This window comes from Idiomarina solivarensis, from assembly GCF_033052755.1.
In the GTDB taxonomy this organism is placed as follows: Bacteria; Pseudomonadota; Gammaproteobacteria; order Enterobacterales; family Alteromonadaceae; genus Idiomarina.
Genome location: NZ_JAVFHZ010000006.1, coordinates 140,174 through 165,386, shown reverse-complemented (window position 1 = coordinate 165,386; position 25,213 = coordinate 140,174). Strand labels below are relative to the sequence as shown.

Sequence of the window (25,213 nt, the reverse complement as noted above, 5' to 3'; positions counted from 1 at the left end):
CATGAGTCTGTTTAACATTTTTAATATTACCGGTTCGGCTATGAGTGCTCAGTCTGTGCGACTGAATACAACAGCCAGTAACCTGGCCAATGCAAACTCAGTAAGCAGCAGTGTGGGCGAAACCTATCGGGCCAGAAGTCCGGTATTCGCGACTGCTTTATCCGATGCACAGGGTAACTATCGAGGCAACAGTCTGACGAATCAAACTCAAGCAGGCCAGGCCGCAGGAGTAAAGGTATTGGGTGTTGTTGAGAGTCAGAAACCGCTGCAAATTGAGTATGCACCAAACCACCCCATGGCGGATGAAAGTGGTTACATCTATCGGTCAAACGTTAATACGATGGAAGAAATGGCTAATATGATTTCGGCTTCGCGTTCCTACCAGACAAACGTGCAGGTAGCGGACACTGCCAAAACAATGACACAACGTTTATTGCGTCTGGGTCAAGGGTAAGCAGGAGATAGATAATGGAAGGCGTAAGCAATAATTCTCTCATCGACAGCATGAGATGGAAAAAAGAAGAAGGTGCCGAGTATGCTGATCCTAATGAACAGCAAAAGCTCGAGCAGGAAGACTTTTTCAAGCTGTTAACCGAACAATTGAGCATGCAGGACCCTTCTAAGCCGGTTGAGAACGATCAGATGATTGCTCAAATGACCAGCTTTACTATGGCGGAAGGTATCAGCAGCTTATCAGACCAATTTGGACAGTTTGCTAAAGACATGACCTCGAATCAGGCGCTGCAGGCTTCGACTATGGTTGGGCGCCGAGTGTTAGTACCCACTGACCAGGCTAACGTTGAAGCCGGGGCTGGGGTAAGCGGGATGATCGCGACAACTCAGACGGCTCAGAATGTAAAAGTCAATATTAAAGACTCTACTGGCTCTTTGGTGAAAACGATTGACCTTGGTGATGTACCGCAGGGTACCAAAGAATTTGAGTGGGACGGCGTGATGGCTAACGGGCAGCAAGCTCCAGCGGGAAATTACTCTTTCTCCGTTAACGCCAATATTGGTGGGAAGACCGAAGAATTACCATTACAGATGCACGCCCGCGTGCAAAGTGTCAGCACCGGCGGAGACCGCGGTGTGATTTTGAATCTTAAAGGATTAGGTGGCATCAAGCTTTCTGATGTGACTGAAATTAGCTAACAGGTGAGGTGACCTATGTCATTTAATATTGCACTCAGCGGTATCAACGCATCGCAGAAAGATCTGGATACGACCGCTAATAACATTTCAAACGTGAAAACAACCGGCTTTAAACAGTCTAGAGCTGAGTTTGCCGACGTTTATGCAACCAGCATTTTTAATGCCGGCAATACAAAAGTGGGCGACGGTGTTTTGACATCCAGTGTTGCTCAGCAATTTAGTCAGGGAACGCTGGAGTTTACCGAAAATGCTCTGGATATGGCGATTGGTGGTAACGGTTTCTTTGCGACCACTGATGATATCGGCTCGCGTGATATGACGTATACCCGCTCTGGTGCTTTCAAACTAAACGACGGTAAATTTATTGTCGATAATCAGGGAAACTACCTGCAAGGCTATCAGGTGAATGCGCAAAGTGGCTCGCCATCGTCAACCAGTCTGGCGACTACTCAACCTATCCGGGTTCCTGATGTTGCTGGTGCGCCACAAAGCACGCAGAATATATTTACGAGCTTTAACGTAGACGCACGGCTGTCGCCTATTCCAGTGACAGGCGGTGGTCCTCCGCCAACGTCAAATTTTGATCCATCGAGTCCTGCGACCTACAGTTCATCGACATCGGCAAATGTTTATGACTCGTTAGGTGAATCGCATGTTTTAACGACATACTATGTTAAACGCGCACCTAATACCTGGGACGTATACGCCACTTTTGACGGCAAAGAAATTGATATGGGTACAGCGGCAAACGCTAATGGCGGTGCTGTATCAGCTAACAATACCATAGGCCGTAGAATTATCTTTAACCCAGATGGTACACCTGCGGTAACGCCACCCGACGTGACGTTTGCGCCAGCAACAATCAATATCAATGGTAATGATTATGCAGGTAATCCTTATTTGCCAAATGGTGCTGAAACACCTCAGACAGTCCAGTTTAATTTTCAGGATGAGACCGGAACCACGCCTCCAACCCAGTTCGCTTCTGACTTTGAAGTGACTACGCTAGAGCAGGACGGCACCACCGTTGGCCGCTTGACGAATGTGGATATTGATAAGTCGGGACTAATTGCCGCCACTTACTCTAATGGCGATGTTCGTTACCTGGGGCAAGTGGCGCTGGTTCGCTTTGCGAATGAGCAGGGGCTGACTCAGATCGGCGGGACTAAATGGCGTGAGAGTCTGGACTCTGGTGAGGCGTTAGCCGGTGAAGCGAATACCGGTACTTTCGGTTCGATTGAAGCCTCGGCGCTTGAAAACTCAAACGTCAACCTGACCAAAGAGTTAGTGGATTTGATTACCGCGCAGCGTAACTTCCAGGCGAATTCTCGCTCTCTGGAAGTGAACAACACCATTAATCAGACCATCCTTCAGATTCGATAAAAGGGTTTGACTCGATGAATAACAAAAGACGCCTCAGGGCGTCTTTTTTGTTTTTGGCACGGAATCTGCATCGTATTTAACAATGAACCGAAAATGACAAAATTTTGGCTGGAGGTCAGCTATGGACAAAATGCTTTGGATAGCCATGAGCGGCGCGAAAGAAAATATGAACGCCGTGGCCATAAGAGCGAACAATTTAGCTAACGCCAATACTACAGCGTTTAAAGCCGATTTACAGCAGGCGCGCTCAATGCAGGCTTTCGGTGAGGGCTTGCCGACCCGTGTTTTTTCAATGACAGAGAGTCCAGGGCAAAGTTTTGCCAGTGGCCCGCTGCGGACAACCGGCCGGAATCTTGACGTTGCCATTAAAGATCAGGGCTGGATTGCAGTGGACAACGGCACCGGCAATGAACGCTATACCAGAAACGGTAGTCTGGAAGTGGGAACCGATGGGTTATTAAAAAACTCGACAGGGGAAACCGTATTAGGCGAGAACGGGCCAATATTCGTGCCTATGCCAATTGATAACTTGGTTATAGGAGCCAATGGCAACGTGTCGATACGACCGATGGGAGCACCGCCGGACGTGATGGAAGTGATCGATCGGATCAAGTTAGTCAATCCACCCAATGGCAACCTTGAAAAAACCAGTGACGGACTTTTTAAGCTAAAAGACGATCAGCAGGCTTTGGCGGACGCCAATGTTAAATTGCAAATTGGGGTTCTGGAAGGCAGTAACGTCAACAGTATTGAAGAAATGACCAATATGATTGCGCTCCAGCGCCAGTACGAAATGAACGTCAAATTAATGAAAACGGCCGATGAGAACGCTCAGCGTTCTGAGTCGCTGATGAGAATGAGCTAAGCGTAGCCGAGGAGAAACACTATGAACCCAGCATTATGGATCAGTAAAACCGGACTGGATGCGCAGCAACGCGATATCTCAGTCATTTCCAACAACCTGGCGAACTCCAGCACCATTGGCTTTAAGAAAAGTCGCGCAGTGTTTGAAGATTTGCTGTATCAAAATATTAACCAACCGGGTGGTCAGTCGGCTCAGGATACTGAATTGCCAAATGGTTTAATGCTGGGTGCCGGTACCAAAGTAGTGGCAACGCAAAAATCACATACCCAAGGTAACGTGCAGACAACCGACAATTCGCTTGATGTGATGATTGACGGAAAAGGTTTTTTCCAGGTGTTAATGCCAGACGGCAACATTTCCTACACCCGAAATGGGCAGTTTTCACTGAACGAAGAAGGGGAAATGGTGACCTCAGGCAATGGCTATACCATTGAGCCTGCAATCCAAATTCCTGAAGATGCGATGTCCGTCAATATTTCGCAGGAAGGCCAAGTGACGGTTACTCAGCCGGGAAACCCAGACAATGTGGTTGTTGGTCAGCTGAACTTAGTGAACTTTATTAATCCGGCCGGCTTACAGCCCATGGGACAGAACCTCTACCGTGAAACTGCGGTCAGTGGGGCGCCTTTGGAAGCCGCTCCGGGTGTTGACGGTATGGGTAATACCATCCAAGGGGCGTTGGAAACATCGAACGTGAATGTGACCGAAGAGCTGGTGAATTTGATTGAAAGCCAGCGAGGCTACGAGATGAACTCCAAAGTGATTTCATCTGTGGATCAGATGTTGAGTTACATTAATCAGCAGCTTTAATACGAGTCGTAACAGGTGAGTCCTATGCGTAAATTATTTTTTTGTTTAACAGCGATACTTCTGGTCGGGATTCTGGCCGGTTGCGCGCAGACGCCTTATAAGCCGATGCCGAATGATCCCTATTATGCGCCAGTGTTGCCGGAAGAAAGAGCGCAGCCAATTGTGCCGACGGGATCGCTATTCCAGGACGCTTACGCGGACAACCTGTTTTCGGACATTAAAGCTCGCCGCTTAGGTGACATTATTACCGTAACTCTGCAGGAACAAACCAGCGCCACTAAAACGGCGACGACAGAAAGTTCTAAAGAGAGTTCGGCTGAATTAGCCGCACCAACGATGTTTGGTCGCAATATTACGGTTGGCGGAAACCCTTTATCTGCCGGCGTAGAAGGCACCAGGAACTTTAATGGTGAAGCCAGTTCCGATCAAAGTAATCAGTTAACTGGTGAAATTACAGTGACCGTTATTAAAGTGCTGCCAAACGGCAATTTGATTGTTCGTGGCGAAAAATGGATGCGCATTAATACGGGTGATGAGTACATTCGTTTAACCGGCATGATCCGTCCACAAGACATAACGGCTGCTAACCAGATCCCATCCACTCGGGTAGCGAATGCACGAATCGAATATTCCGGTACGGGCATGTTGGCTCAGACTCAGGAGCAAGGTTGGTTGACCCGCTTCTTTAACAGTCCAATCTGGCCGTTCTAAGGAGTTGCTATGAACGTATTTAGAATCTTTGCCATAGTGCTGAGTTTAGTGTTTGTGCTGGAGGCTCCTCCGGCACAGGCCTCAAGAATAAAAGATATAGCGTCGGTGCAGGGAATTCGTGAAAACCAGTTAATTGGTTATGGCTTAGTGGTTGGTTTACCGGGAACCGGTGAGCAAACACCTTTTACTGACCAGACATTCCGCACCATGTTAGGCAACTTCGGGATTAATATCCCGGCCAATGAGCGGCCTAAAATCGATAATGTCGCGGCTGTTGCCGTGCACGCTGACTTACCTGCGTTCGCTAAGCCGGGACAGACGATTGATGTGACGGTTTCTTCTGTTGGCAGTGCGGACAGCCTAACGGGCGGAACGTTGCTGCAAACCTTTTTGAAGGGCGCCAATGGCGAAGTCTATGCCGTTGCTCAGGGAAGCCTAATTGTCGGTGGTTTAGGCGCTGAAGGTAACGACGGCTCTAAAATTGTTATTAATACCCCAACGGTAGGTCGGATCCCCGGCGGCGCGATTGTTGAGCGTGAGGTCAGAACCGGGTTTGGTTCGTCCGACTATTTTACCTTTAATTTGCACCAGTCTGATTTCACTACGGCTAAGCGCATGGCTCAGACCATTAATAGTTTAGTCGGTGAGGGTACTGCTCAAGCCATTGACGCGACTTCAGTCAAGGTTCGCGCGCCCAGAGATTTAGGGCAGCGGGTGAGCTATATGTCGACGCTGGAAAATTTGGAAGTGCAACAAGCATTGGCTGCTGCCAAAGTCATCATTAATGCCCGAACCGGAACCATTGTGGTTGGTCAGAATGTCGAGCTTAGGCCGGCAGCGGTTGCTCACGGTAATATGCAGGTGACGATCGCAGAAAATGTCAATGTCGATCAGCCGAATCCATTTGGAGAGGGCGAAACCGTCGTAACACCGCAGTCTATCATCGATGTAGACCAGGAAGACGCTCGTATGTTTGTGTTTCAGCCGGGAACAACGCTTAATGATTTAGTGCGCGCAGTGAACCAAATTGGGGCCGCTCCCAGTGACATCATTGCGGTACTAGAGGCGTTGAAACAGGCCGGTGCCCTGTCGGGCGAGCTCATAGTGATATAAGTAGTGATATAAGTGATGGCAACGTCGGACTCGCAATTTAAACAAGCGCAACTGGCCATGGATACCCATAGTTTAGATGGGTTGCGTCAGCGCGCGTTTGATCCCAAAGACAAACAAGCGTTGATGGAAGCGGCTGAGCAGTTTGAAGCGATATTCCTGAACATGGTCATGGGTAGTATGCGCAAAGCGAATGCGGTGTTTGAAAAAGGAAATATGCTCGATAGCCGCTACACTAAGATGTACCGTGACATGTACGATCAGCAATTAACCTCAGAACTTTCAAGCCAGGGTACATTAGGTTTGGCTGAGCTGATGGTGAAGCAACTCGGCGGTGACGACAGTTACATTCCTGCGTCAGTGCGCCGTTCAGGCGCAAACCTTGACGATCCACGAATGAAAAATCGGGCGGATATGGTTTCAGAGCAAGCTCGAGTCAGCGATCAGGGCGGCATAGATGCGGGTTTGTACTATGGCTCCCAACGCGTGAATACCGCAACGTTTTCAGAGGGAAGTGAGACGTTTAATTCACCGCAAAGCTTTATTACGGCATTAAAGCCGCACGCTGAAAAAGTGGCGAAAGAGGCGGGTATCAATGCCGATGTGTTAATGGCGCAGGCGGCGTTAGAAACGGGCTGGGGCAAACGGCTCGTACCGGGGCGGCATGGAGGCTCCAGTAATAATTTATTCAATATAAAAGCGGATCAACGTTGGGAAGGCGATAAATCCCACGTCAGTACTCTGGAGTTTGATGGTGAAGTTGCGCGCAAAGAACGAGCCGCTTTTCGGTCTTACACTAATGTGGAACAGAGTTTGCAGGACTACGTTGACTTTATAAAAGGGCATCCGCGTTACCAACACGCTATGCAAGTAGCGGATGACCCCATGCAGTACGCAAAAGAGTTGCAGAAGGCGGGTTACGCGACCGACCCTCAGTACGCACAAAAAATTCAGTCGGTGTTAAATAACCCGGCTTTTGGTGATACAGAAATTTAATTGAACGGTACAAACTTGAACGGGGTAGCGGCAAAAAATTGCCGCACCGGCTAAATATTATCCGATTGTTGCCGATAACGGTCACAGAGTAACTGGAGAGTCATCGATGAGTTTCGACTTATTAAATATCGGTAAAAGCGGAATACTGGCACACCAGCAAAGTCTGCAAGTAACCAGTCAAAATATTAATAACGCGAATACACCAAGTTATGTGCGAGAGCGTGCTGAATATCTTGAGTCGTCGTATGGCGGGCTTGAGCGTGTGCGCGTGCAGCGAATGATTGATGAGTTTGCCAATCGCCAGTTACGCAGTGATATTTCGAAAGTCAGTTACTACGAAGCCAACTTACAGCAGGCAGAACAACTTGATTCCTTGCTGGGCGACAGTACGACCAATGTTGCGTCCAGTATTGAAAGTTTCTTTAATACCTTACAAGATGCGAACAATGATCCCGGCTCAGTTACCGCTCGGCAACTCGTTTTAGCGGAAGCGGACGCAATGGTTACCAAGTTCAACGACTTTTCAAGTTACCTAGATGACCAGAAAGACATTATTAACGAACGGCTTAAGTTGTCGACCGATCGGATAAACGCTATTGCGGAAAACATTGGTAACTTAAATAAAGAAATTTTCGCATCTCAGGGATTGAGTGAAGCCAATGGTGATACTAATGCCTTGCTAAACCAACGCGATGAAGAGTTACGTAAACTGGCAGAGTTGGTCGAGTTCAGTGTCATTGAAAATGACAGTGGTAGCCTCAGCGTCAATTTGAAGAACGGGCAGCCTCTAGTGCTTGAAGATGGCCGCTTTAACTCGGTCGCGGTTTCAAATAACCCCAATACGGAACGTCTGGAGTTTGTTCTTCGTAAAGACCACGGCGGCGGAGCAAAAAGTGAGTTTTTAGTGCCTGTCGGGCAAGTTGGTGGTTCAGTTGGTGGGTATCTCGAGTATCGGGATGAAACCTTAATGCCGACGCAGCGTCGTTTAGGTCAACTAGCGGTGCGTATTGCCGATAGCCTGAATACGCAAAACCAAAAAGGCATGGATTTAGATAATCAGCTTGGCCGCAAACTTTTCGATTTGACAAAAACAGAAGCTGCTGGTTTGGGGTATAGCCAAAATACTGGTAATGCAAGCGTTACTATGGGTGTCCTGGAAGGCAACAGTGAGTCATTCCCTTCGGAGAATTTACAAGTCACTATGACCAGTGCAACAGATTATGAAGTGGTTGCGGTTGATAGCCGGGGCGTTCCACTAGACGGAGCCGAAGTGGTTACCGGAACACTGACTGCAGGGAGCGCTGATATTGTCCGTTACGGTGTTTCTTTGAATGTTGCTAATACGGCGAACGCCGGCGATAAATTTTTAGTGAAACCTTCTGAAAGTGCGGCGGCTGAAATTAATTTAGCGGTGCGTCGGCCGGAAGATCTTGCTTTGGCAAGCCCGGTGCGAGTGAGTGACAACCCCGATAATACGGGCGCGTCGAGTATTGAACTGAGTGCGATTAATACACCGGATGATTACTATGACACAACCAATAATACGTTATTGAATAGTGCACCGGCACGTATAGAGATTACAGGCCAAACAGGTGATGCTTATGATCTGACTATTTTTGCGAAAGACGGCAGCACCCTGAACACTATTGCAGGAACGACGGATCTGAGTAATATTTTAAGTCAGGCTGGTTTAGCTGACCCGGATTACGAAGTGAGTATTAACGGTGAACCCGCTGTGGGCGATTCATTTGAAATGGAATATAACCTGAACGGTTTTGATGACAACAGCAATGGCCAGCGATTAACTGATTTACAACGACAGCAGCTAGTGCGTCGTGATGGCGCGGAAGACTATGAACCCACTATGACCTTTAATGAAAGCTATGGTCGGCTGGTGTCAGATGTTGGTAGTAAAGTGAGTCAGAACCGCGTTTTGCGTGACTCTGCAGAAGCTATTAAGGCGCAGACAACCGCGCTGTACGAATCAAAGTCGGGTGTTAATTTAGAAGAAGAAGCCGCGAACCTTATTCAGTATCAGCAAGCGTACACGGCGTCAGCCCGTATTATTACAACATCGCAGACAATTTTTGATACATTGCTGCGTTCGTTAGGTTAAGTGAGGTGAGATAAGATGAGATTAAGTACCAGTTTATTTTATCAAAGAGCCCAGGACAGCCTGACAACGTCTCAGTCTCGAATGGATAAAGTACAGCAGATGCTGACCAAGCAAACGCGTATATTGAGCCCTGCCGATGACCCCATTGGTAACTCTCAAGTCTTGGCATTAGACGAAAAGCTGGCGCAGAATGCTCAGTTTGATCGTAACTCGGTTACCTTGGAGAATAATCTTAGACGTGAAGAAAGTGCATTGTCGAGTATGGTGGACTTTGTTCAGCGTGCGCGGAAGTTAGCTGTAAATGCGGGTAACGGCAGTCTGTCAGCTGAAAATAGAGAGGCGGTAGCATTGGAGCTCCGTAATATTGAAAAAGCGCTATTTGACTTTACTAATGCGCAAGATGAGTCAGGTGAGTATATTTTTGCTGGCTACCAAAACCGTATTCAGCCGATGGAATATGATCAGGCATCAGAGTCGTACGCTTATCGAAGCGACGATGGGCAAAGAGAAATTCAATTGTCGCCAAGTTTATATTTACCTGCGGGCGACCCTGGCAGTAAAGTATTTGGCAACTTATCTACTCGTGTTGATATTGACTTTACGAATGGAGATAACTTAGTAAAAGGCCTGAAGGCTCCGGATCGTGAAGCGCTGGCCGCTTCATGGGTAGAAGGCGATCCTGATACTCAGTCCGCAAGCATAGTCTTTGGTGCTGGTGATTATGATATTCTAGATGGAGCTGGTAACCCCATCCAAACAAATGTTGCTTATACTCCAGGTGATACCATTAGCTACGAAGGTATTGAAATTGAGACTTCTGAAAGTGTGGTAAATGGCGATACGATTAACTTTGATATCGGTGAACCGGTATCGAGAAACCTGTTGACCCAAGTGGGAGACTTAGCCGATTCGTTGGAAAATTCAGGGCCTGAAGGAAAGAATTTCTTCAGAGAAGAAATTGCTTCTTCTTTAACTGCTTTTGATGATGCGATTTCAGGTCTTACTGATACTCAAGCCAAAGTCGGGGCTCGTCTGAATGTTTTAGAAAGCTCTAAGCTGAGTAACGCAGACATTGAGATTATTAATAAAAAGGCGAGAGCTGATATTGCGGATGTTGATTATTCTACGGCGATTACTGACCTTATTAAAAATGAAACCATCTACTCCGCTGCGCAACAGGTATTTACCCGGGTGAGTCGTTTGAGTTTATTCGATTACTTGTAATAAAGCCCTTATTTCGTCTGGCATTTATGCTAGGCGAAAAAGTTTCAAAAAAATACTAAAGCTTCCTAAAATCCTGCCGATATGCTTTGTGAGAGGAAATTTTAACCAGGCGAAACACGAAGCCGCACACTTCCTCCAGCTTGGCAACAACGATTGAATCCAAGCTTAGGCTAGGTAACTGAGGAGCATTATTATGCCATTATATGTAAATACCAACGTCAGTTCACTGAACGCACAGCGTCAGTTGATCAGCTCAGGTAACAAGCTTGACCAGGCATTTGAACGTTTGTCGTCAGGCTTCCGAATTAACAGCGCATCTGACGATGCCGCGGGCTTACAGATTTCAAACCGCCTGGAGTCTCAGGTGATGGGTCTTAACCAGGGTAACCGTAACGCGAATGACGGTATCTCTCTGGCGCAGACTGCTGAAGGTGCGCTAGACGAAGTGACCAACACGTTCCAGCGTGTTCGTACGTTGGCGCAACAGGCGGCTAACGGCTCAAATACCGGTGAAGATCGTCTGGCGATCCAGGAAGAAATCCGTGTATTGATGAGCGAAGTCAACCGTATTGCAGAAGATACCACCTTTGGTGGCCAGAACCTGCTGGACGGCTCTTATGCTGCTGAATTCCAAGTGGGCGCTGACGCCAACCAGACCATAGATTTTTCAATGAAAACAGTTGGTGGCTCTGCTGTTTCTACAAACGGCGTAAGTGCGAACGGTGGCTTTACTTTATCGGGTATCGCAGGAATTGCCGCAGAAGTAACGGGTGAAACGCTTGTAGAATCATACGGTACGGCTCAAACATTTAATGGCACTGCTGTTGCTACGACGGCTACTGTCAATTTCGCTGGCGTTTTTACAGCGGATGGTATCTCAGTATCAACCCAAGATAACGCTCAAGCAGTACTTGCGGGTATGGATTCACTGATTGCGGTTGTAGATAAAAAGCGTGCTGAGCTGGGTGCAGTTCAGAACCGTTTCCAATCTACCATCCGTAATCAGGGTAACGTCTCAGAAAACTTGGAAGCAGCGAAATCACGTATTAAAGACGCCGACTTTGCGGCTGAAACAGCAAAACTGACTCAGGCACAGATCCTCCAGCAAGCGTCACAGACTATTTTGGCACAAGCGAACCAGCGTCCACAGGCGGCGTTACAGCTTTTAGGTTAATTTTTAATCTATCCTATATGAAAAAAGTCGAGTTTTTCTCGACTTTTTTCTTTTCTCCCCTCAAGAAATAAAAAACTTCGCCGATACCCTTTATAAGCATACGGTTTCGTGCAGCAACTATGTTTGCACTTCTAAATAAGGGGAATAACTATGCCTTTATATGTAAATACTAATGTTAGTTCACTGAACGCACAGCGTCAGTTGATCAGCTCAGGTAACTCACTTGATCAGGCATTTGAACGCCTGTCTTCAGGCTTCCGCATTAACAGCGCATCTGACGATGCCGCGGGCTTACAGATTTCAAACCGCCTGGAGTCTCAGGTGATGGGTCTTAACCAGGGTAACCGTAACGCGAATGACGGTATCTCTCTGGCGCAGACTGCTGAAGGTGCGCTAGACGAAGTGACCAACACGTTCCAGCGTGTTCGTACGTTGGCGCAACAGGCGGCTAACGGCTCAAATACCGGTGAAGATCGTCTGGCGATCCAGGAAGAAATCCGTGTATTGATGAGCGAAGTCAACCGTATTGCAGAAGATACCACCTTTGGTGGCCAGAACCTGCTGGACGGCTCTTACGCCGCTGAATTCCAAGTGGGCGCTGACGCCAACCAAACCATTGATTTTACAATGAAAAAGGTTGGAGGAACTGCTGTTGCAAATAGTCTAACTGCTAACGGTGGCTTTACACTATCCGGTATTGCGGGTGTTGCTTCAGTAGTAACCGGTGAGACATTGACTCAATCATATGGAACCGCAACCTTTACTGCTACTAACAACGGCGCATCGGCTCTTTCATTTGCAGCTGTATTTGAAGCCGATGGTATCTCGGTTAGTACTCAAGAAGGGGCTCAAGCGGTATTGGCCGGTATGGACTCACTAATTGCGGTCGTTGACAAAAAGCGTGCTGAGCTGGGTGCAGTTCAAAACCGTTTTCAGTCAACCATTCGTAACCAGGGTAACGTGGCGGAAAACCTGGAAGCAGCGAAATCGCGTATTAAAGACGCCGACTTTGCGGCTGAGACAGCAAAACTTACTCAGGCACAGATCCTCCAGCAGGCATCACAGACCATTTTGGCGCAGGCGAATCAGCGACCACAGGCAGCGTTACAGCTTCTGGGCTAAACGTAGACTCTATTTATTATTTGAAGCCGGCACAGTAAAAGCTGTTCCGGCTTTTTTATAAACAAATTAAAAAGCGGCTAAAGTTTGCCGCTTCTTGGCCGTTAGCTTAGTAGAGGGTTATATTTTCGGCTAAACCCGAAGAGTAGCCAAAATAAACTAAGGAACATAATTATGCCTTTATATGTAAATACTAATGTCAGTTCACTGAACGCACAGCGTCAGTTGATCAGCTCAGGTAACTCACTTGATCAGGCATTTGAACGCCTGTCTTCAGGCTTCCGCATTAACAGCGCATCTGACGATGCAGCGGGCTTACAGATTTCAAACCGCCTGGAATCTCAGGTCATGGGTCTTAATCAGGGTAACCGTAACGCAAACGACGGTATCTCTTTGGCGCAGACTGCTGAAGGTGCGCTAGACGAAGTGACCAACACGTTCCAGCGTGTTCGTACGCTGGCGCAACAGGCGGCTAACGGCTCAAATACCGGTGAAGATCGTCTGGCGATCCAGGAAGAAATTCGTGTATTGATGAGCGAAGTCAACCGTATTGCAGAAGATACGACCTTTGGTGGCCAGAACCTGCTGGACGGCTCGTATGAGGCGGCGTTCCAGGTTGGTGCTGATGCGAACCAAACCATTGAGTTCTCAATGCAGAATGTTGGCGGGGATGCTACTGCAAATAGTCTAACTGCTAACGGAGGCTTTACACTATCCGGTATTGCGGGTGTTGCTTCAGTAGTAACCGGTGAGACATTGACTCAATCATATGGAACCGCAACCTTTACTGCTACTAACAACGGCGCATCGGCTCTTTCATTTGCAGCTGTATTTGAAGCCGATGGTATCTCGGTTAGTACTCAAGAAGGGGCTCAAGCGGTATTGGCCGGTATGGACTCACTAATTGCGGTCGTTGACAAAAAGCGTGCTGAGCTGGGTGCAGTTCAAAACCGTTTTCAGTCAACCATTCGTAACCAGGGTAACGTGGCGGAAAACCTGGAAGCAGCGAAATCGCGTATTAAAGATGCCGACTTTGCGGCTGAGACAGCAAAACTGACTCAGGCACAGATCCTGCAGCAGGCCTCACAAACCATTTTGGCGCAGGCGAATCAGCGACCACAGGCAGCGTTACAGCTTCTCGGCTAATTTAGCTTCTTAAAAATCACTTCGAAACCGGGCCTACTTTTTTAGTAGGCCCGGTTTTTTTATGTTTTTTTGTAGTAAATCAAAAAAAAAGTTAAAGTTTGTCTAATAAGTAGCCGATAGACCATATGGAAAGAACTAATCATTTAAAATGGGGAAAAGGTGACTCTTATGGCCGACCTATCAATGGAGTTCCGTACGGGGGCAGCGATGAACTCGCCGCAACTGGAAGCAGGCAATCGGCAAGACGTTGTAACGACTCAAAGAGAGCAAGTGATCTCTAAAGTTGAAGAAGTTAAAGGCAAGCAACGAAGTACTCAGCAAGAAGTTGAACCCGAATCGGTTTCAGAAGTAATAGAAAAAATGAATGACTCAAGTGCGATTCGAAATACAAGTTTGCAATTTGTATTTGATGAGCGAGGGGATCCTCCTGTGGTCAAAGTTGTCGACAAAGACAGTGGAGAGATGATTCGTCAAATTCCTTCAGAACTGGCCGTTAAACTGGCTAAAGCTCTGGAAGAAGTTGCCGATAACAAAGGTAACACGTCAGGCTTTTTGTTTGACAAGCAAGTGTAAGGAACATTGATATGCCGTTATTTACTTCTGCAGGTGTGGGGTCAGGTCTGGACCTTGAGGCGATTATTTCGTCGACTTTACAGGCAACCAATCAGCCACAACAAGCAAAATTTCAGCGTCAGGAGTCTCAATATGAGACTGAACTGTCGGCTTTAGGTGCAGTAAAATCGGCATTATCAAAGTTCGATGATGTTGTGAATAAGCTGAGTGATAGTAATTTATTTGACAAACGAGTTGCTAATTTAACTCAGCCGGAATCAGGTGATCTGATTCGTTTTTCAAGTAATGATGACTCAGGCAGTGGTTCGTTTGCGGTAGAAGTGCTGCAATTAGCAAAAGGCTCGCGGGCGGTTTCCGCAGGTGGCTCTTTTGCATCTTCTGATCAAATCGTTAATACGGCGGAAGGTACACTAAGCTTCGCCGCAGGGGACAAAAGTTTTGATTTGACGATTGCCGCAGATTCCACGCTTGAAGACATACGCCAGCAAATTAATGATTCTGCTGATAACTTCGGTGTTACTGCGAATATAATAAATACAGGAACTGAGGCTAAACTGGTGTTTAACTCTAACGTTTCTGGTGTTGGTAATGATTTAACGGTGACGAATGATAATGCCGAGCTTGATGCGTTATCAACCCAGGCGTTTGGCGGTGGTGCTGGTGGTATGGCTATAGCGGTTAATGATCAGGCGACGGATGCCCAAATTGAAATCGATGGTATTTTAGCGACAAGTAGTACCAATACCTTTACCGATGTTATTCAAGGTTCAACAATTACTGCGGTAAAAGAAAGCGAAAATAATGAAACAGCCCAAGTCGAGATAGCGCGAGACAGAGAAGGTGTCAGTAAGCTGATTGATGAGTTCGTGCAATCGTATAACGCGGTTGTGGACATTATGGATAAAGCCACTGCTTTTGACCCTAAAACGGGAAACTCTGCGGTTTTAAATGCCGATTCTACGATGCGTAACTTAAAAAACCAAATGGTCAATGTGTTAACCAGCAATGTGGATGGTGCGGGTGATTTTTCAAGCTTATTTGACATCGGATTGAGCCTGAATAAAGACGGAAAACTGGAAAAAAACAATCTGGTGCGTAGCGTTAACGAAGCAATGGATCAGGATTTTAATGCATTTGGTAAAATTTTCTCGAATGAAAATGGTGTCGCCAGTCGTTTTGAAGGACTGATGGATAACTATATTGAGTCTCGCGGCGCTATTACCTTTAGAGAAGACTCTCTGACTCAACGGCTCGACCGTCTTGAAGAGGATCGTCTGGATCATAGTTACCGTATGCAACAACTAGAATCCCGCTTAAGGGAAAAATATTCAGGGCTTGATGTGATGCTGGCCCAAATGCAAAGTACACAAAGTTTTTTATCGGCCCAGCTTGGTAACTTACCAGGTTTTGGTGGTAAAGACTAAATTCGCCGTTAAGTATTGAGGTGCGAGAAATGAATAAAAAGTTAAAAGGTTATACTCAGAATTCACTAAGAGAGCGCGTAGCAGGAGCCGATCCTTATCAGCTTATTCAGATGTTGATGGCGGGTGCTTTAGATAACCTAAACTACGCTAAAGGTGCAATTGAACGCAAGGACTTGGAGAAAAAGGGTCAGTATATCAGTAAGGCATCTAATATCATTGAGTCGCTAAGAACGAGTTTAAATAGCGATGTTGGCGGTGAGGTGACTAATAATTTGGGGCAGCTCTACTTGTACATGAACGAAACGCTTGCCGATGCGTCACGCAATAATGATGTTGAAAAGGTGACAGAAGTTCACGGCCTTTTATCGCAAATAAAGTCATCCTGGGATTCCATTCCAATGTCTGCCAGAGAAGAAGCTGAATCGCAATCGGCGCAGGCATCTGTTGTTGGTGCTTAATGTCTGAGTCACTTGATCAGCTATTAGCCTTGATAAAAGATGAACTTGATACAGAGCAGATGGATCAGGCCCATGTTGAAAGGTTATTCTTGAAGCTTCGCAAGCGGATTGATGAGGTGCTGTCTGACAACGAAAGTACCTCAGAAGATAAAGGCAAAAAGCTGAGTGCGGTAAGCGATGTACTTAGTCGCTATGAAAAAGAAGCAAATCAACAAAAAGCTATTATTCAAGACGGTCTTAAAAAGCTCACTAAAGGGCGGCGATCACTGAAAGAGTACCAAGACAATACAGGATGACCGTAAGGCTTGAGTACCGGCTCTAAGTCGGGCTATAGTGGTGTGTAATGAATTAACGCGGTACATTCCATGGACAAGATACAAGACCAGATTTCTCAACTGATGCATAGACTCAAAGCCTCCGAGTCTCACATAGAACGAGAAAAGCAGTTTGCAGAGGAAGCTGAGCAAAGATTTCAATCTAACCTCGAGGCATTTAAGTCGTTTTATCCCAACATTGCCAAAAGTATTGACGAGTTTCAGTCAGATGCACCCCTTGAGTTATTTGTTACCGAGACAGGTTATGGGAATATTCGAGAGCATAAAACTGGCGTTACACTTTATGGTACTGATCCAATTTCCCAAGTGACAAAACAGGTCGAAAAGCACTTGGAAAATCCCTATGTAAACCATATCGATTTTTCTAGCTATGCTGGTACACCAAGTGATGATGAGCGTTTGCATGCGCGGCATTTAAAGCAGTTGGGAATTGCTGTAAAAGAGTCAGGAGACTATGAGCCGTTAAAAGTTTTACCAGCACGGTTTCCTACGGCAATCATTTTTGGTATCGGGCTAGGATATCACCTGCCAATTTTATTGGACAAAGTACAGTTTGATTATATTTATTTGATTGAGCCAAGCTTTGAGAACTTTTACTGCAGCTTGTACTGCATTGACTGGAAGTCGATTATTGAACAAGTGGATGAGCAGCATGGGGTGCTTATCTTTCAGCTCGGTGCTTCTTATCAGACATTCATTGATGATCTCTACAGAGTTTCTCAGGATATTGGTGCTTTTTCCTTAACTAAATGTTTTTGCTACCAGCATTACCCATCTAAAAGTACAGGCGAGCTGATTAAGCAGTTTTATCAACGATTGTTTGAAATGCACAGCGGATACGGATTTTATAATGATGCAACTACCGCTATAGCCCACACCGTGCATAACTCTAGCCGTGGAATCAATCTTCTTAAAATAAGAGGAAACACTTTAAATAAGTTTCAGCGTTTCCCTATCTATGTGGTAGGGAATGGACCCTCTCTTGACGAAAGTTTGGATTTCCTAAAAGAAACCAAAGACCAAGCAATAATTATAGCTGCTGGCACGGCTCTCCAAACTTTACTAAAGCACGATATTGTTCCTGATTTTCATACATTGGTTGAGCGGCCCAAAAGCACATATGATAATTTATTAAAGTCTCTTCCGGCGCAGCAATATAATAAATTGAACTTGTTGACGCTTAACCTTATCTATCCGGATGTTGTGCCTCTATACCGTTGGGTAGGAATGGCAGGTAAAGGGACGGATGCTGGCGGTGATCTCTTAAACTTTATATTACTAAATGAGAAAAAAAGGCCCCTTAACTACTTGTCATTTTGCAATCCTATGGTTGCCAATACCAGCTTGTCTTATGCTGTTTATCTAGGTTTCAAGCAAATATATCTGTTTGGTGTCGATAACGGCTATGCCTCAGATGGTAGGCACCATTCAAAAGATTCGGATTATTATAAAGGGCCGTTGAAATCCATAAAAATGCATAAGGCTCCTCACCAGCTCGAAGGAAATTTTGGTGGCACTGTTATGTCCTCGAATCTTCTTGCGATGTCCGCCAGGCAAATGGGAAGACTGCTCGAAAGCTACGGGAAAGTACTGGGGGTTGAATGCTATAACGTTGGCGAAGGGGCTAAAGTGGAGGGGGCTTTACCACTACGGCCTGAATATTTACTACCTGAGTTTTTTAATATTGATAAAGAGTTAGTCGTTGAACATATAAAAGGTGATCTATTCGATGAGTTTCAGTGTGAGGACTTTAGTAAATATTTAGATTTTGAGAAGTATGATGAAATATGTGATCACTTGATTGAGCTCAGTGCTGAAAAAATTTCTTCACGCGGGGAAGCTTTAGATAATATTAGAAGACAAGCAAGGTACTTATACAGCCATAGGGGCTCAAAATACTCTCATCTTCATTATGTACTAGAGGGTGAGTTACTGTATTTTCAGTGTCCAATGATATCACTTCTATTTTTGAATAACGATGAAGACTACTGTGTAGGGCGTTTTAACGTTGCGATGCGTAAGTGGGTCGACTTTCTGTCAGAAGCAAAAGTCGACTTTAAGACGGATTGGTTAGAGAAGTGTACAATGTCAGCTGACTGAGCTTTCTATAACCAAAAGCCATCATCAACAATTAAATTATTTGCCTGGATATATTTAGAGGCGTCTGAGAGTAAAAACTCGACGGCGCCGCATAAATCTTCAGCGTTAAGCATTCCTTTTCCCATTGTTTCGTTTTTATAAGCTAATTGAAAAGAGTCCGGTTGCCCATCTTCGACTCCTCCGGGGGAGATGCAGTTGACTCGGAAATTAGAGTCGTTGACATAACGAGCAAAATACTTGGTTAAATGTATCAGCCCTGATTTAACTGCTGCATACTCAGGAGGTGTTGTCATTTTTGTGCCTGAATAAATTGAAAACCTGGGGGCGACAACCCCATAAATCGAGCTCAAAGAAACGACTGATACAGGGTGATTCGTTTTGCTGAAGTAGTTTGCGGCATGTTTTAAAACGTTGAATGATGAGCCAAGCTGCAGTGATATATTTTCGTTAAAAGATTCCAGCGAAACCTTTTCCATTGCCTGACCAAATTGCTTATTACGCGGATACGCACAGTTTATGACTCCGTCTATCGGAGAGTTATCGATAAATATCCGCTCAACGTCTTCTTCACTAGTAACATCGCACTTAATCGATTGGTAATGAGAACCGGATAATTCAGTTGAATTAATATCTGCCGCTAAAATGAGGGCACCTTTGTCGGACAAAGCTTTAGATACGGCACGACCAATAAGTCCACTAGATCCAAAAACAATAATTTTTTTATTTTCTAACATATTATTCCTGCTCTTTTTTCAATAACTCTGCGAATTTAAAGTCAATGATATCGTCTATATCGACTGAACGTTGGCGGGGGATTTCTATAGCAGTTACTGTGCCGTCAAAAATTCCGGTGGCTTTGAAAATAAAGTCGACGGTCGCTGCATAGACACAAGTCGTTATATTGTACGCTCTAGATGTATCCTGTCGACGAGTAACTTTATTTTCAGAAGTTAGCATGAGACGAGCATAGTTATTGTTGTCTAGCGTTACCATATTAAAGTTCGGATGGTGATTTGACGGTGTGACACTTAAACAGATATCCGCATTCGATCGTTTAAGTTGAGAAATTGCTGCGTTGACATCTTCTTTATTGGTTAACGGACTGGTTGCGGGTAAGCTGACAAAAATGTCGAAAGGACCTTTGTTCTGTGTTACCCAATTGGTAGCCTGTTGCCAAGACAGCCACTCGGGACTAGCATCTGTCGCCAGCTCTTTAGGTCGCTCAATGATATTGGCTCCGCATTTGAGGGCAACTTCTGCAATCTTACTATCATCTGTTGATACATAAACATCGTCAATCAGCTCACTTGCCAACGCACGTTCAATGGAGTACTGAATTAGAGGCTTGCCGCATAAGGGTTTGATGTTCTTACCTGGAAGCCCTTTAGATCCGCCCCGGGCAAAAACAAAAGCGATGGTTTTAGACATTTCTAGCACTCTCTCTAATTCGCTGAATAATGTGCAAAACCTCCAACCCTTCATTGAGGTTAACGGTGTGGCGTTTTTCTATTATAAAGTCCTTGAGCATATCCAGATACATTTGGTTTTTATTGTAACCTAGCCCATCAAAAATTGTTTGCACGCCTTTTGCACTCAATTGCGTAACAGAGTTGGTAATTAAATCCCATTCAATTCGTGCATGCTCGGCCACAATAATGCATTTCCGGTGCGGGTGTTTTTGTAAAAAATCGAGGTGAAGCGAAGCAACTGCATTGTTTTTTAGTTTGAGCTGGGCATCGACAATCTCTTCAACATTGGTGCTCAATTCTTGAGAGCGACGTGTGGAGGCTGATAGTATTTTATCGATTCCGAATAGCCAATTCATGTAATCTATTTCGTGGCTTAATTCGTTTAGCGCTCCGCCGCCTAACTCCGAGCGGGCAGATACCGATTGAGTATAGTCGACTCCAGAACGCCAATCTGGTAAGTATTGTCCTACCTCAACGTTGACGTTATAGATTTGACCTAATTGCTCTGTTTCCAATAGCGATTTTATAAATTGGGCTGAAGGCAAGTATCTTAGACAATAAGCAACTCCCGCAATGGCGCTGGAACTTTGCTTTAATCCGCGAACAAAGTGTTTTGCTGTAACGTAGTCGTGGGATAACGGTTTCTCGATCAATGTGGGTATATCCATATTAAGACAATGCTGTGCATGTTTTATATGTAAAGTGGCGGGGGACGCGACAATAGCAAGGCTGTAAGAGGCGTCTAATTGACCGATTCCTATTAATTGATCTGCTTCGGCTGGGCAGGATGTGTTGCCTCCACCTGAGCGAATAGCGTATATGGTTGCTTCGGGAAATAAAGTCGAGGCGTTACGCATATGGCGCTGCCCGATATTACCACAGCCAATAATTGCGACTTTATTCATTCTAAAAGTCCAGATTTATGATATCGAGTTGCGCACGTTTATAATCTTCTATTCTTCCAATATCCAGCCAATATTCACGCACAGGATACATCACCACATCTTGTTGTTTCTCAATTGAAGACTCGAGTAGTGACGGCATGTCTATGTACCGGTTTTTCGAAACCGCGCGCCGTAACTCAGGGCTTACGATATAAATACCTGCATTTATAAAATAGTGCTCAACTGGCTTTTCAACCATGTTGGTAACTCTATTGCCCGTCCCCTGTATTACGCCAAAAGGCACTTGGTATTCGTAGTCTCTTACACACATTGTTGCATGAGCATTCTGCTTGTTATGAAACTCTAGAACTTTTTCGAAATCAACATTAGTCAGTACATCACCATTCATTAAGAACAGTGGGAGATCGGGAACATCGCTAGGCAATAACCCTAACGCGCCACCTGTGCCTAACGGCTGTTCTTCGTGAACATAGGTAATATTTACCTTCCACTTTGAACCATCGCCAAAGTAATCTTTAATCATTTGGGGTAAATAATGAGTAGATATATAAAAGTTTTTAAACCCTGCTCGTATAAAGCTGTCGAGAACAATTTCTAAAATAGGTTTGTCACCGACTTTTAGAAGGGGTTTAGGACAATTATCAGTTAAAGGTTTTAATCGTGTTCCAAAACCTCCTGCCATCAAGAACACCGGATTTTCATACGTTCTTCCAGAACCGTGTTGATTAAGTGTTTCCAGTCCAACAACTTGGCCATTTTTTATTAAAGGCAGGGCAAGTAGACCATTTGACTCCATTAACTTGACAGCATCTTTTCTTGTAATTGTACTTGGTGCTGTCAAAGGATTGGTATTCATAACCTTGGAAACAGGCTCATTGAGGCTGACACCTTTGATGAGATGTCGGCGAATATCACCGTCTGTTACCACGCCGACTAATTGTTCTCTCTCGTCAACTACTATAGCAATACGTAAGGCTGCTTTATCTATGACCTTTAGAGCTTCAAGTAATGCTTGGTGTGAGTAGAGTAAAATATTATCTAACTTACTATACATGAATCTTACTAACCCCGGTCAGAATAGTACGTCTAAGCTACATCATGTCTCCATTTTATACTACCATAGAAAAATAATTTGAAAATACGAGTAGGGGCGCCATTCAAGTGTCTAGTCAATAGGTGGCAATATGTACAGTCGAGGAGCTTTTAGGTATGAGTATTGATATGAATAGAAATGAACCCGTGATAGTAATTGCCGAAGCAGGTGTCAACCATAACGGAGATGTAGCTATAGCAAAGGAGTTAGTAAGAGCGGCAGCGAAAGCCGGTGCAGATTACGTAAAATTTCAAACTTTTAAAACGGCGAGTAATATTTCGAAAACAGCTCCAAAGGCTCGGTACCAAATTGAAACGACAGGTAAAGAGGAAACTCAATATCAGATGGTGAAAAAGCTAGAGCTGAGCGACAGTGAACATACTGAAATTTATAAAGAATGTAATAATGCAAACATCAAGTTTCTTTCGACACCGTTTGACGTAGATAGCCTCGATTTACTTTTAAAATTAGGTCTGCCGATGTTAAAAATAGCCTCTGGTGAACTCACAAACTTACCTTTACTTAGGGCATATGCATCTAGATACTCTTCCCTAGGTAGACCTGTCTTACTCTCTACGGGAATGGCTAACCTTGAAGAAATTAGTAAAGCAGTGAATGCTTTAACGGAAAATGGAGTAGAGAAAGAACATATTGTTGTTCTACATTGCACCACAGAATATCCTGCACCCTTTGATGAAATAAATTTGCGAGCTTTAAAATCAATGTCAGAGACTCTCGGTCTACCCGTTGGTTACTCTGACCATTCTCTTGGTGTCGAAGTACCGATAGCTGCTGTTACTTTAGGCGCAAAAGTTATTGAAAAGCATTTCACTCTTGATAAGACGTCGTCAGGACCTGATCATCGGTCAAGCTTGGAACCAGATGAATTTAAATATATGGTTCAGTGCATAAGAAACATTGAAAACGCATTGGGGGATGGAGTTAAACGCCCATCACCAAGTGAAAAGCGGAATGCGTTAGTTGCCAGGAAATCTATAGTCGCTTCAAAAAATATAAAAAAGGGGGAAGTTTTTTCGGAAATGAATATTACCACTAAGCGGCCCGGTACCGGTCTATCACCAATGTATTGGGATGATGTTATTGGCCAAAAGTCACATTATAATTACTCAGAAGATGAGTTTATCAAATGGCAAGATTAAAAATATGCGTTATCACTGGAACTAGAGCAGATTTTGGTCTTTTAATTCCGCTAATTAAGCAGATTAAAAAGTCAAAGAGATTAGGCTTACAGCTTATAGTAACGGGCTCTCACTTATCAAAAGAGCATGGCTATACAGTTGATGAAGTTGAATCGAGCGGATTTTTTATAGATAAGAAGGTTTCATTGCAACCTGAAGAAGTAACCGATACTGAGGTAGGTTACAGCGATGAAGTTGTTTCAAAACTGGTTGCTTTAGGAATAAGAAAGTTTACTGATTCTTACATAGATTTAGTATCTGATTGCGTTATTGTTTTAGGGGACAGGTACGAAGTTTTGGCGGCATCGGTTAGTGCTTTCTTTTTAAAAATCCCGATTATACACCTCAATGGAGGAGAACTCACGGAGGGGGCCTTAGATGACTCGATCCGACACATGATAACAAAAGCCGCAAGTATTCATTTTGCTGCGAATGAAGAATATCGTAAGCGCATTATTCAAATGGGAGAGTTACCATCTAATGTTTTCAATGTTGGTGGGTTAGGTGTTGATGCATTAAATGAGGCAAAACTTTTATCTAAGGAAAACTTAGAATTATCGCTGGGTATTCGATTAGATATTCCATTTTTTTTAGTTACGTATCATCCAGAAACGTACCTGAGCGACGAAGATAACTTGAGAAATCTCAATGCCCTTCTTTCTGCTTTGAATGATATGGAAGCTCATAAAATCATTTTTACTTTGCCAAATGCTGATTCAAATAGTGACAAGATGTCGAAGTCAATTATCGAATTTACTGAGCTCAACGAAAACTTTTTTGCGTTTCCGTCATTAGGGCACACTCGTTATCTTAGTTGCATGAAATATTCAGCGTGTGTAATTGGTAATTCTTCTAGTGGATTGGCAGAAGCGCCTACTTTGAAAGTTCCCACAATTAATATTGGTGAAAGGCAGAGAGGACGACTGCGTAGTTCTAGCATTATCGATGTTGCAGCAGAAAAGGATGAAATCCTGAGTGCTTTAAAGCAGATAAAGCAACCAACATTTTTAGATAATATGACAAAAGTACAGAATCCTTATGGTTGTGGAGGGGCAGCAAAGAGGATAGTTGAACAACTTGAGAGCCTCAAATTGTATTCGTTGGGCCCCAAAAAATTTCATGATTTAAATTTCTGTATAGGACGGCTGTAATGAATAAGCTAATAAAAGATGAAGCTGGAAAGACGATCCTGGCTGGAGTTTTCGGTGCAGGGGGATTTGCTCGAGAAGTTATGCCAATTTTTAAGCAGACAATTTCGAAAATGCTCAAAGAGGACTTAAAAGAAACTAGTGTCGAGCTGGTGTTTGTTGACGAAAGCACCGATGTTGAGACTATAAATGGGTATAGAGTAATATCTGAAACTGAATTCTTTGATAAACCGGTAAGCAAAAAGTTTTTTAGTGTGGCCATTGGGAATGCCCAACTTCGTGAGTCAGTAACTAAAAAATGCGATGAGCATGGAGCTTTAGCTGTGACTCTAATATCAGATGACTCAAGGATAGGTGAAAGTAGTGATATAGGGGTTGGTGCTATATTTTGTGGGAATACTTTGGTAACAGAAAACGTAACCATTGGAAAATCATTTCATGCAAATATATATTCATATGTAGCTCACGATTGTGTTATTGGTGATTATGTGACGTTCGCTCCCCGAGTAAATTGTAATGGAAACGTGCATATTGAGGATAGAGCTTATATTGGAACTGGGGCGATAATAAAGCAAGGTAATGATGAGAGCCCCTTAGTTATTGGAGAGGGCGCTATTGTTGGCATGGGGGCAGTTGTGACAAAAAGTGTTTTACCAAACACTACAGTGGTAGGAAACCCTGCACGTCCTTTGGAAAGATAAAG

The 25,213-nt window shown here is 44.6% G+C and carries 25 protein-coding genes; 21 read left to right on the top strand and 4 right to left on the bottom strand.

Annotation, left to right across the window (positions count from 1 at the left end):
• The first annotated feature begins 1 nt into the window (after window position 1).
• The 18 genes from flgC (at window position 2) to RBK99_RS11270 (ending at window position 18,696) form a co-directional block, all read left to right on the top strand.
• Window positions 2–454 (top strand): flagellar basal body rod protein FlgC, encoded by a 453-nt coding sequence (flgC, locus tag RBK99_RS11355; RefSeq protein WP_317504718.1) that lies wholly within the window; start codon window positions 2–4, stop codon window positions 452–454.
• Between the two features lie 14 nt (window positions 455–468).
• Window positions 469–1,152 (top strand): flagellar hook assembly protein FlgD, encoded by a 684-nt coding sequence (gene flgD, locus RBK99_RS11350; protein WP_317504717.1) that lies wholly within the window; start codon window positions 469–471, stop codon window positions 1,150–1,152.
• Between the two features lie 15 nt (window positions 1,153–1,167).
• Window positions 1,168–2,535: a flagellar hook protein FlgE gene (gene flgE, locus RBK99_RS11345; protein ID WP_317504716.1), complete on the top strand. Its 1,368-nt coding sequence runs from the start codon at window positions 1,168–1,170 to the stop codon at window positions 2,533–2,535.
• Between the two features lie 121 nt (window positions 2,536–2,656).
• Window positions 2,657–3,400: a flagellar basal-body rod protein FlgF gene (flgF, locus tag RBK99_RS11340; protein WP_317504715.1), complete on the top strand. Its 744-nt coding sequence runs from the start codon at window positions 2,657–2,659 to the stop codon at window positions 3,398–3,400.
• 21 nt (window positions 3,401–3,421) lie between these two features.
• Window positions 3,422–4,210 carry a flagellar basal-body rod protein FlgG gene (gene flgG, locus RBK99_RS11335; RefSeq protein ID WP_317504714.1) on the top strand — a complete coding sequence of 263 codons (789 nt, stop codon included), beginning with the start codon at window positions 3,422–3,424 and terminating at the stop codon, window positions 4,208–4,210.
• 24 nt (window positions 4,211–4,234) lie between these two features.
• A complete protein-coding gene (gene flgH, locus RBK99_RS11330; protein WP_317504713.1) occupies window positions 4,235–4,921 on the top strand; it encodes a flagellar basal body L-ring protein FlgH in 687 nt (228 codons plus the stop codon).
• 9 nt (window positions 4,922–4,930) lie between these two features.
• Window positions 4,931–6,034, top strand: coding sequence for a flagellar basal body P-ring protein FlgI (locus RBK99_RS11325; protein WP_317504712.1), 1,104 nt, complete (start codon window positions 4,931–4,933; stop codon window positions 6,032–6,034).
• Window positions 6,035–6,049: 15 nt separating this feature from the next.
• A complete protein-coding gene (gene flgJ, locus RBK99_RS11320; protein WP_317504754.1) occupies window positions 6,050–7,027 on the top strand; it encodes a flagellar assembly peptidoglycan hydrolase FlgJ in 978 nt (325 codons plus the stop codon).
• 106 nt (window positions 7,028–7,133) lie between these two features.
• Window positions 7,134–9,143 (top strand): flagellar hook-associated protein FlgK, encoded by a 2,010-nt coding sequence (gene flgK / locus RBK99_RS11315; RefSeq protein WP_317504711.1) that lies wholly within the window; start codon window positions 7,134–7,136, stop codon window positions 9,141–9,143.
• Window positions 9,144–9,158: 15 nt separating this feature from the next.
• Window positions 9,159–10,367 carry a flagellar hook-associated protein FlgL gene (gene flgL, locus RBK99_RS11310; RefSeq protein ID WP_317504710.1) on the top strand — a complete coding sequence of 403 codons (1,209 nt, stop codon included), beginning with the start codon at window positions 9,159–9,161 and terminating at the stop codon, window positions 10,365–10,367.
• A 193-nt stretch (window positions 10,368–10,560) separates the two neighbouring features.
• Window positions 10,561–11,541 (top strand): flagellin N-terminal helical domain-containing protein, encoded by a 981-nt coding sequence (locus RBK99_RS11305; RefSeq protein WP_317504709.1) that lies wholly within the window; start codon window positions 10,561–10,563, stop codon window positions 11,539–11,541.
• Between the two features lie 150 nt (window positions 11,542–11,691).
• The gene (locus tag RBK99_RS11300; protein ID WP_317504708.1) at window positions 11,692–12,663 is read left to right on the top strand and encodes a flagellin N-terminal helical domain-containing protein; all 972 of its coding nucleotides are present in this window, start codon (window positions 11,692–11,694) and stop codon (window positions 12,661–12,663) included.
• Window positions 12,664–12,834: 171 nt separating this feature from the next.
• Window positions 12,835–13,806, top strand: a complete 972-nt coding sequence (locus RBK99_RS11295) for a flagellin N-terminal helical domain-containing protein (protein WP_317504707.1) — start codon at window positions 12,835–12,837, stop codon at window positions 13,804–13,806.
• Window positions 13,807–13,974: 168 nt separating this feature from the next.
• Entirely contained in the window at window positions 13,975–14,379 is a 405-nt protein-coding gene (locus RBK99_RS11290) for a flagellar protein FlaG (protein ID WP_317504706.1), read from the top strand.
• An 11-nt stretch (window positions 14,380–14,390) separates the two neighbouring features.
• Window positions 14,391–15,803: a flagellar filament capping protein FliD gene (gene fliD, locus RBK99_RS11285; RefSeq protein ID WP_317504705.1), complete on the top strand. Its 1,413-nt coding sequence runs from the start codon at window positions 14,391–14,393 to the stop codon at window positions 15,801–15,803.
• Between the two features lie 29 nt (window positions 15,804–15,832).
• Window positions 15,833–16,261 carry a flagellar export chaperone FliS gene (gene fliS / locus RBK99_RS11280; protein ID WP_317504704.1) on the top strand — a complete coding sequence of 143 codons (429 nt, stop codon included), beginning with the start codon at window positions 15,833–15,835 and terminating at the stop codon, window positions 16,259–16,261.
• Window positions 16,261–16,557 (top strand): hypothetical protein, encoded by a 297-nt coding sequence (locus RBK99_RS11275; RefSeq protein ID WP_317504703.1) that lies wholly within the window; start codon window positions 16,261–16,263, stop codon window positions 16,555–16,557. Before fliS ends, RBK99_RS11275 begins: the two co-directional genes overlap by 1 nt.
• 69 nt (window positions 16,558–16,626) lie before the next feature.
• Window positions 16,627–18,696 (top strand): motility associated factor glycosyltransferase family protein, encoded by a 2,070-nt coding sequence (locus RBK99_RS11270; RefSeq protein ID WP_317504702.1) that lies wholly within the window; start codon window positions 16,627–16,629, stop codon window positions 18,694–18,696.
• A 5-nt stretch (window positions 18,697–18,701) separates the two neighbouring features.
• Here the strand turns inward: RBK99_RS11270 and RBK99_RS11265 are convergent, their stop codons facing one another.
• The 4 genes from RBK99_RS11265 to RBK99_RS11250 are packed head-to-tail and all read right to left on the bottom strand — an operon-like array spanning window position 18,702 to window position 22,124.
• Complete coding sequence (locus RBK99_RS11265; RefSeq protein ID WP_317504701.1) at window positions 18,702–19,430, bottom strand: oxidoreductase; 729 nt, start codon at window positions 19,428–19,430, stop codon at window positions 18,702–18,704.
• Between the two features lies 1 nt (window position 19,431).
• A complete protein-coding gene (locus tag RBK99_RS11260) occupies window positions 19,432–20,124 on the bottom strand; it encodes an acylneuraminate cytidylyltransferase family protein (protein ID WP_317504700.1) in 693 nt (230 codons plus the stop codon).
• Window positions 20,117–21,070 (bottom strand): Gfo/Idh/MocA family protein, encoded by a 954-nt coding sequence (locus tag RBK99_RS11255; RefSeq protein ID WP_317504699.1) that lies wholly within the window; start codon window positions 21,068–21,070, stop codon window positions 20,117–20,119. The genes RBK99_RS11260 and RBK99_RS11255 overlap by 8 nt, the downstream gene beginning before the upstream one ends.
• Window position 21,071: 1 nt before the next feature.
• The gene (locus RBK99_RS11250) at window positions 21,072–22,124 is read right to left on the bottom strand and encodes a nucleotidyltransferase family protein (RefSeq protein ID WP_317504698.1); all 1,053 of its coding nucleotides are present in this window, start codon (window positions 22,122–22,124) and stop codon (window positions 21,072–21,074) included.
• A gap of 155 nt (window positions 22,125–22,279) precedes the next feature.
• On the opposite strand from RBK99_RS11250, the gene neuB reads away from it, so the two are divergent.
• Genes neuB through RBK99_RS11235 form a run of 3 tightly spaced genes read left to right on the top strand, consistent with a single transcriptional unit; the run spans window position 22,280 to window position 25,211 of the window.
• Window positions 22,280–23,323: an N-acetylneuraminate synthase gene (gene neuB / locus RBK99_RS11245; RefSeq protein ID WP_317504697.1), complete on the top strand. Its 1,044-nt coding sequence runs from the start codon at window positions 22,280–22,282 to the stop codon at window positions 23,321–23,323.
• Complete coding sequence (gene neuC / locus RBK99_RS11240; RefSeq protein WP_317504696.1) at window positions 23,311–24,513, top strand: UDP-N-acetylglucosamine 2-epimerase; 1,203 nt, start codon at window positions 23,311–23,313, stop codon at window positions 24,511–24,513. The genes neuB and neuC overlap by 13 nt, the downstream gene beginning before the upstream one ends.
• Window positions 24,513–25,211: an acetyltransferase gene (locus RBK99_RS11235; RefSeq protein WP_317504695.1), complete on the top strand. Its 699-nt coding sequence runs from the start codon at window positions 24,513–24,515 to the stop codon at window positions 25,209–25,211. The genes neuC and RBK99_RS11235 overlap by 1 nt, the downstream gene beginning before the upstream one ends.
• Window positions 25,212–25,213 lie beyond the last annotated feature (2 nt).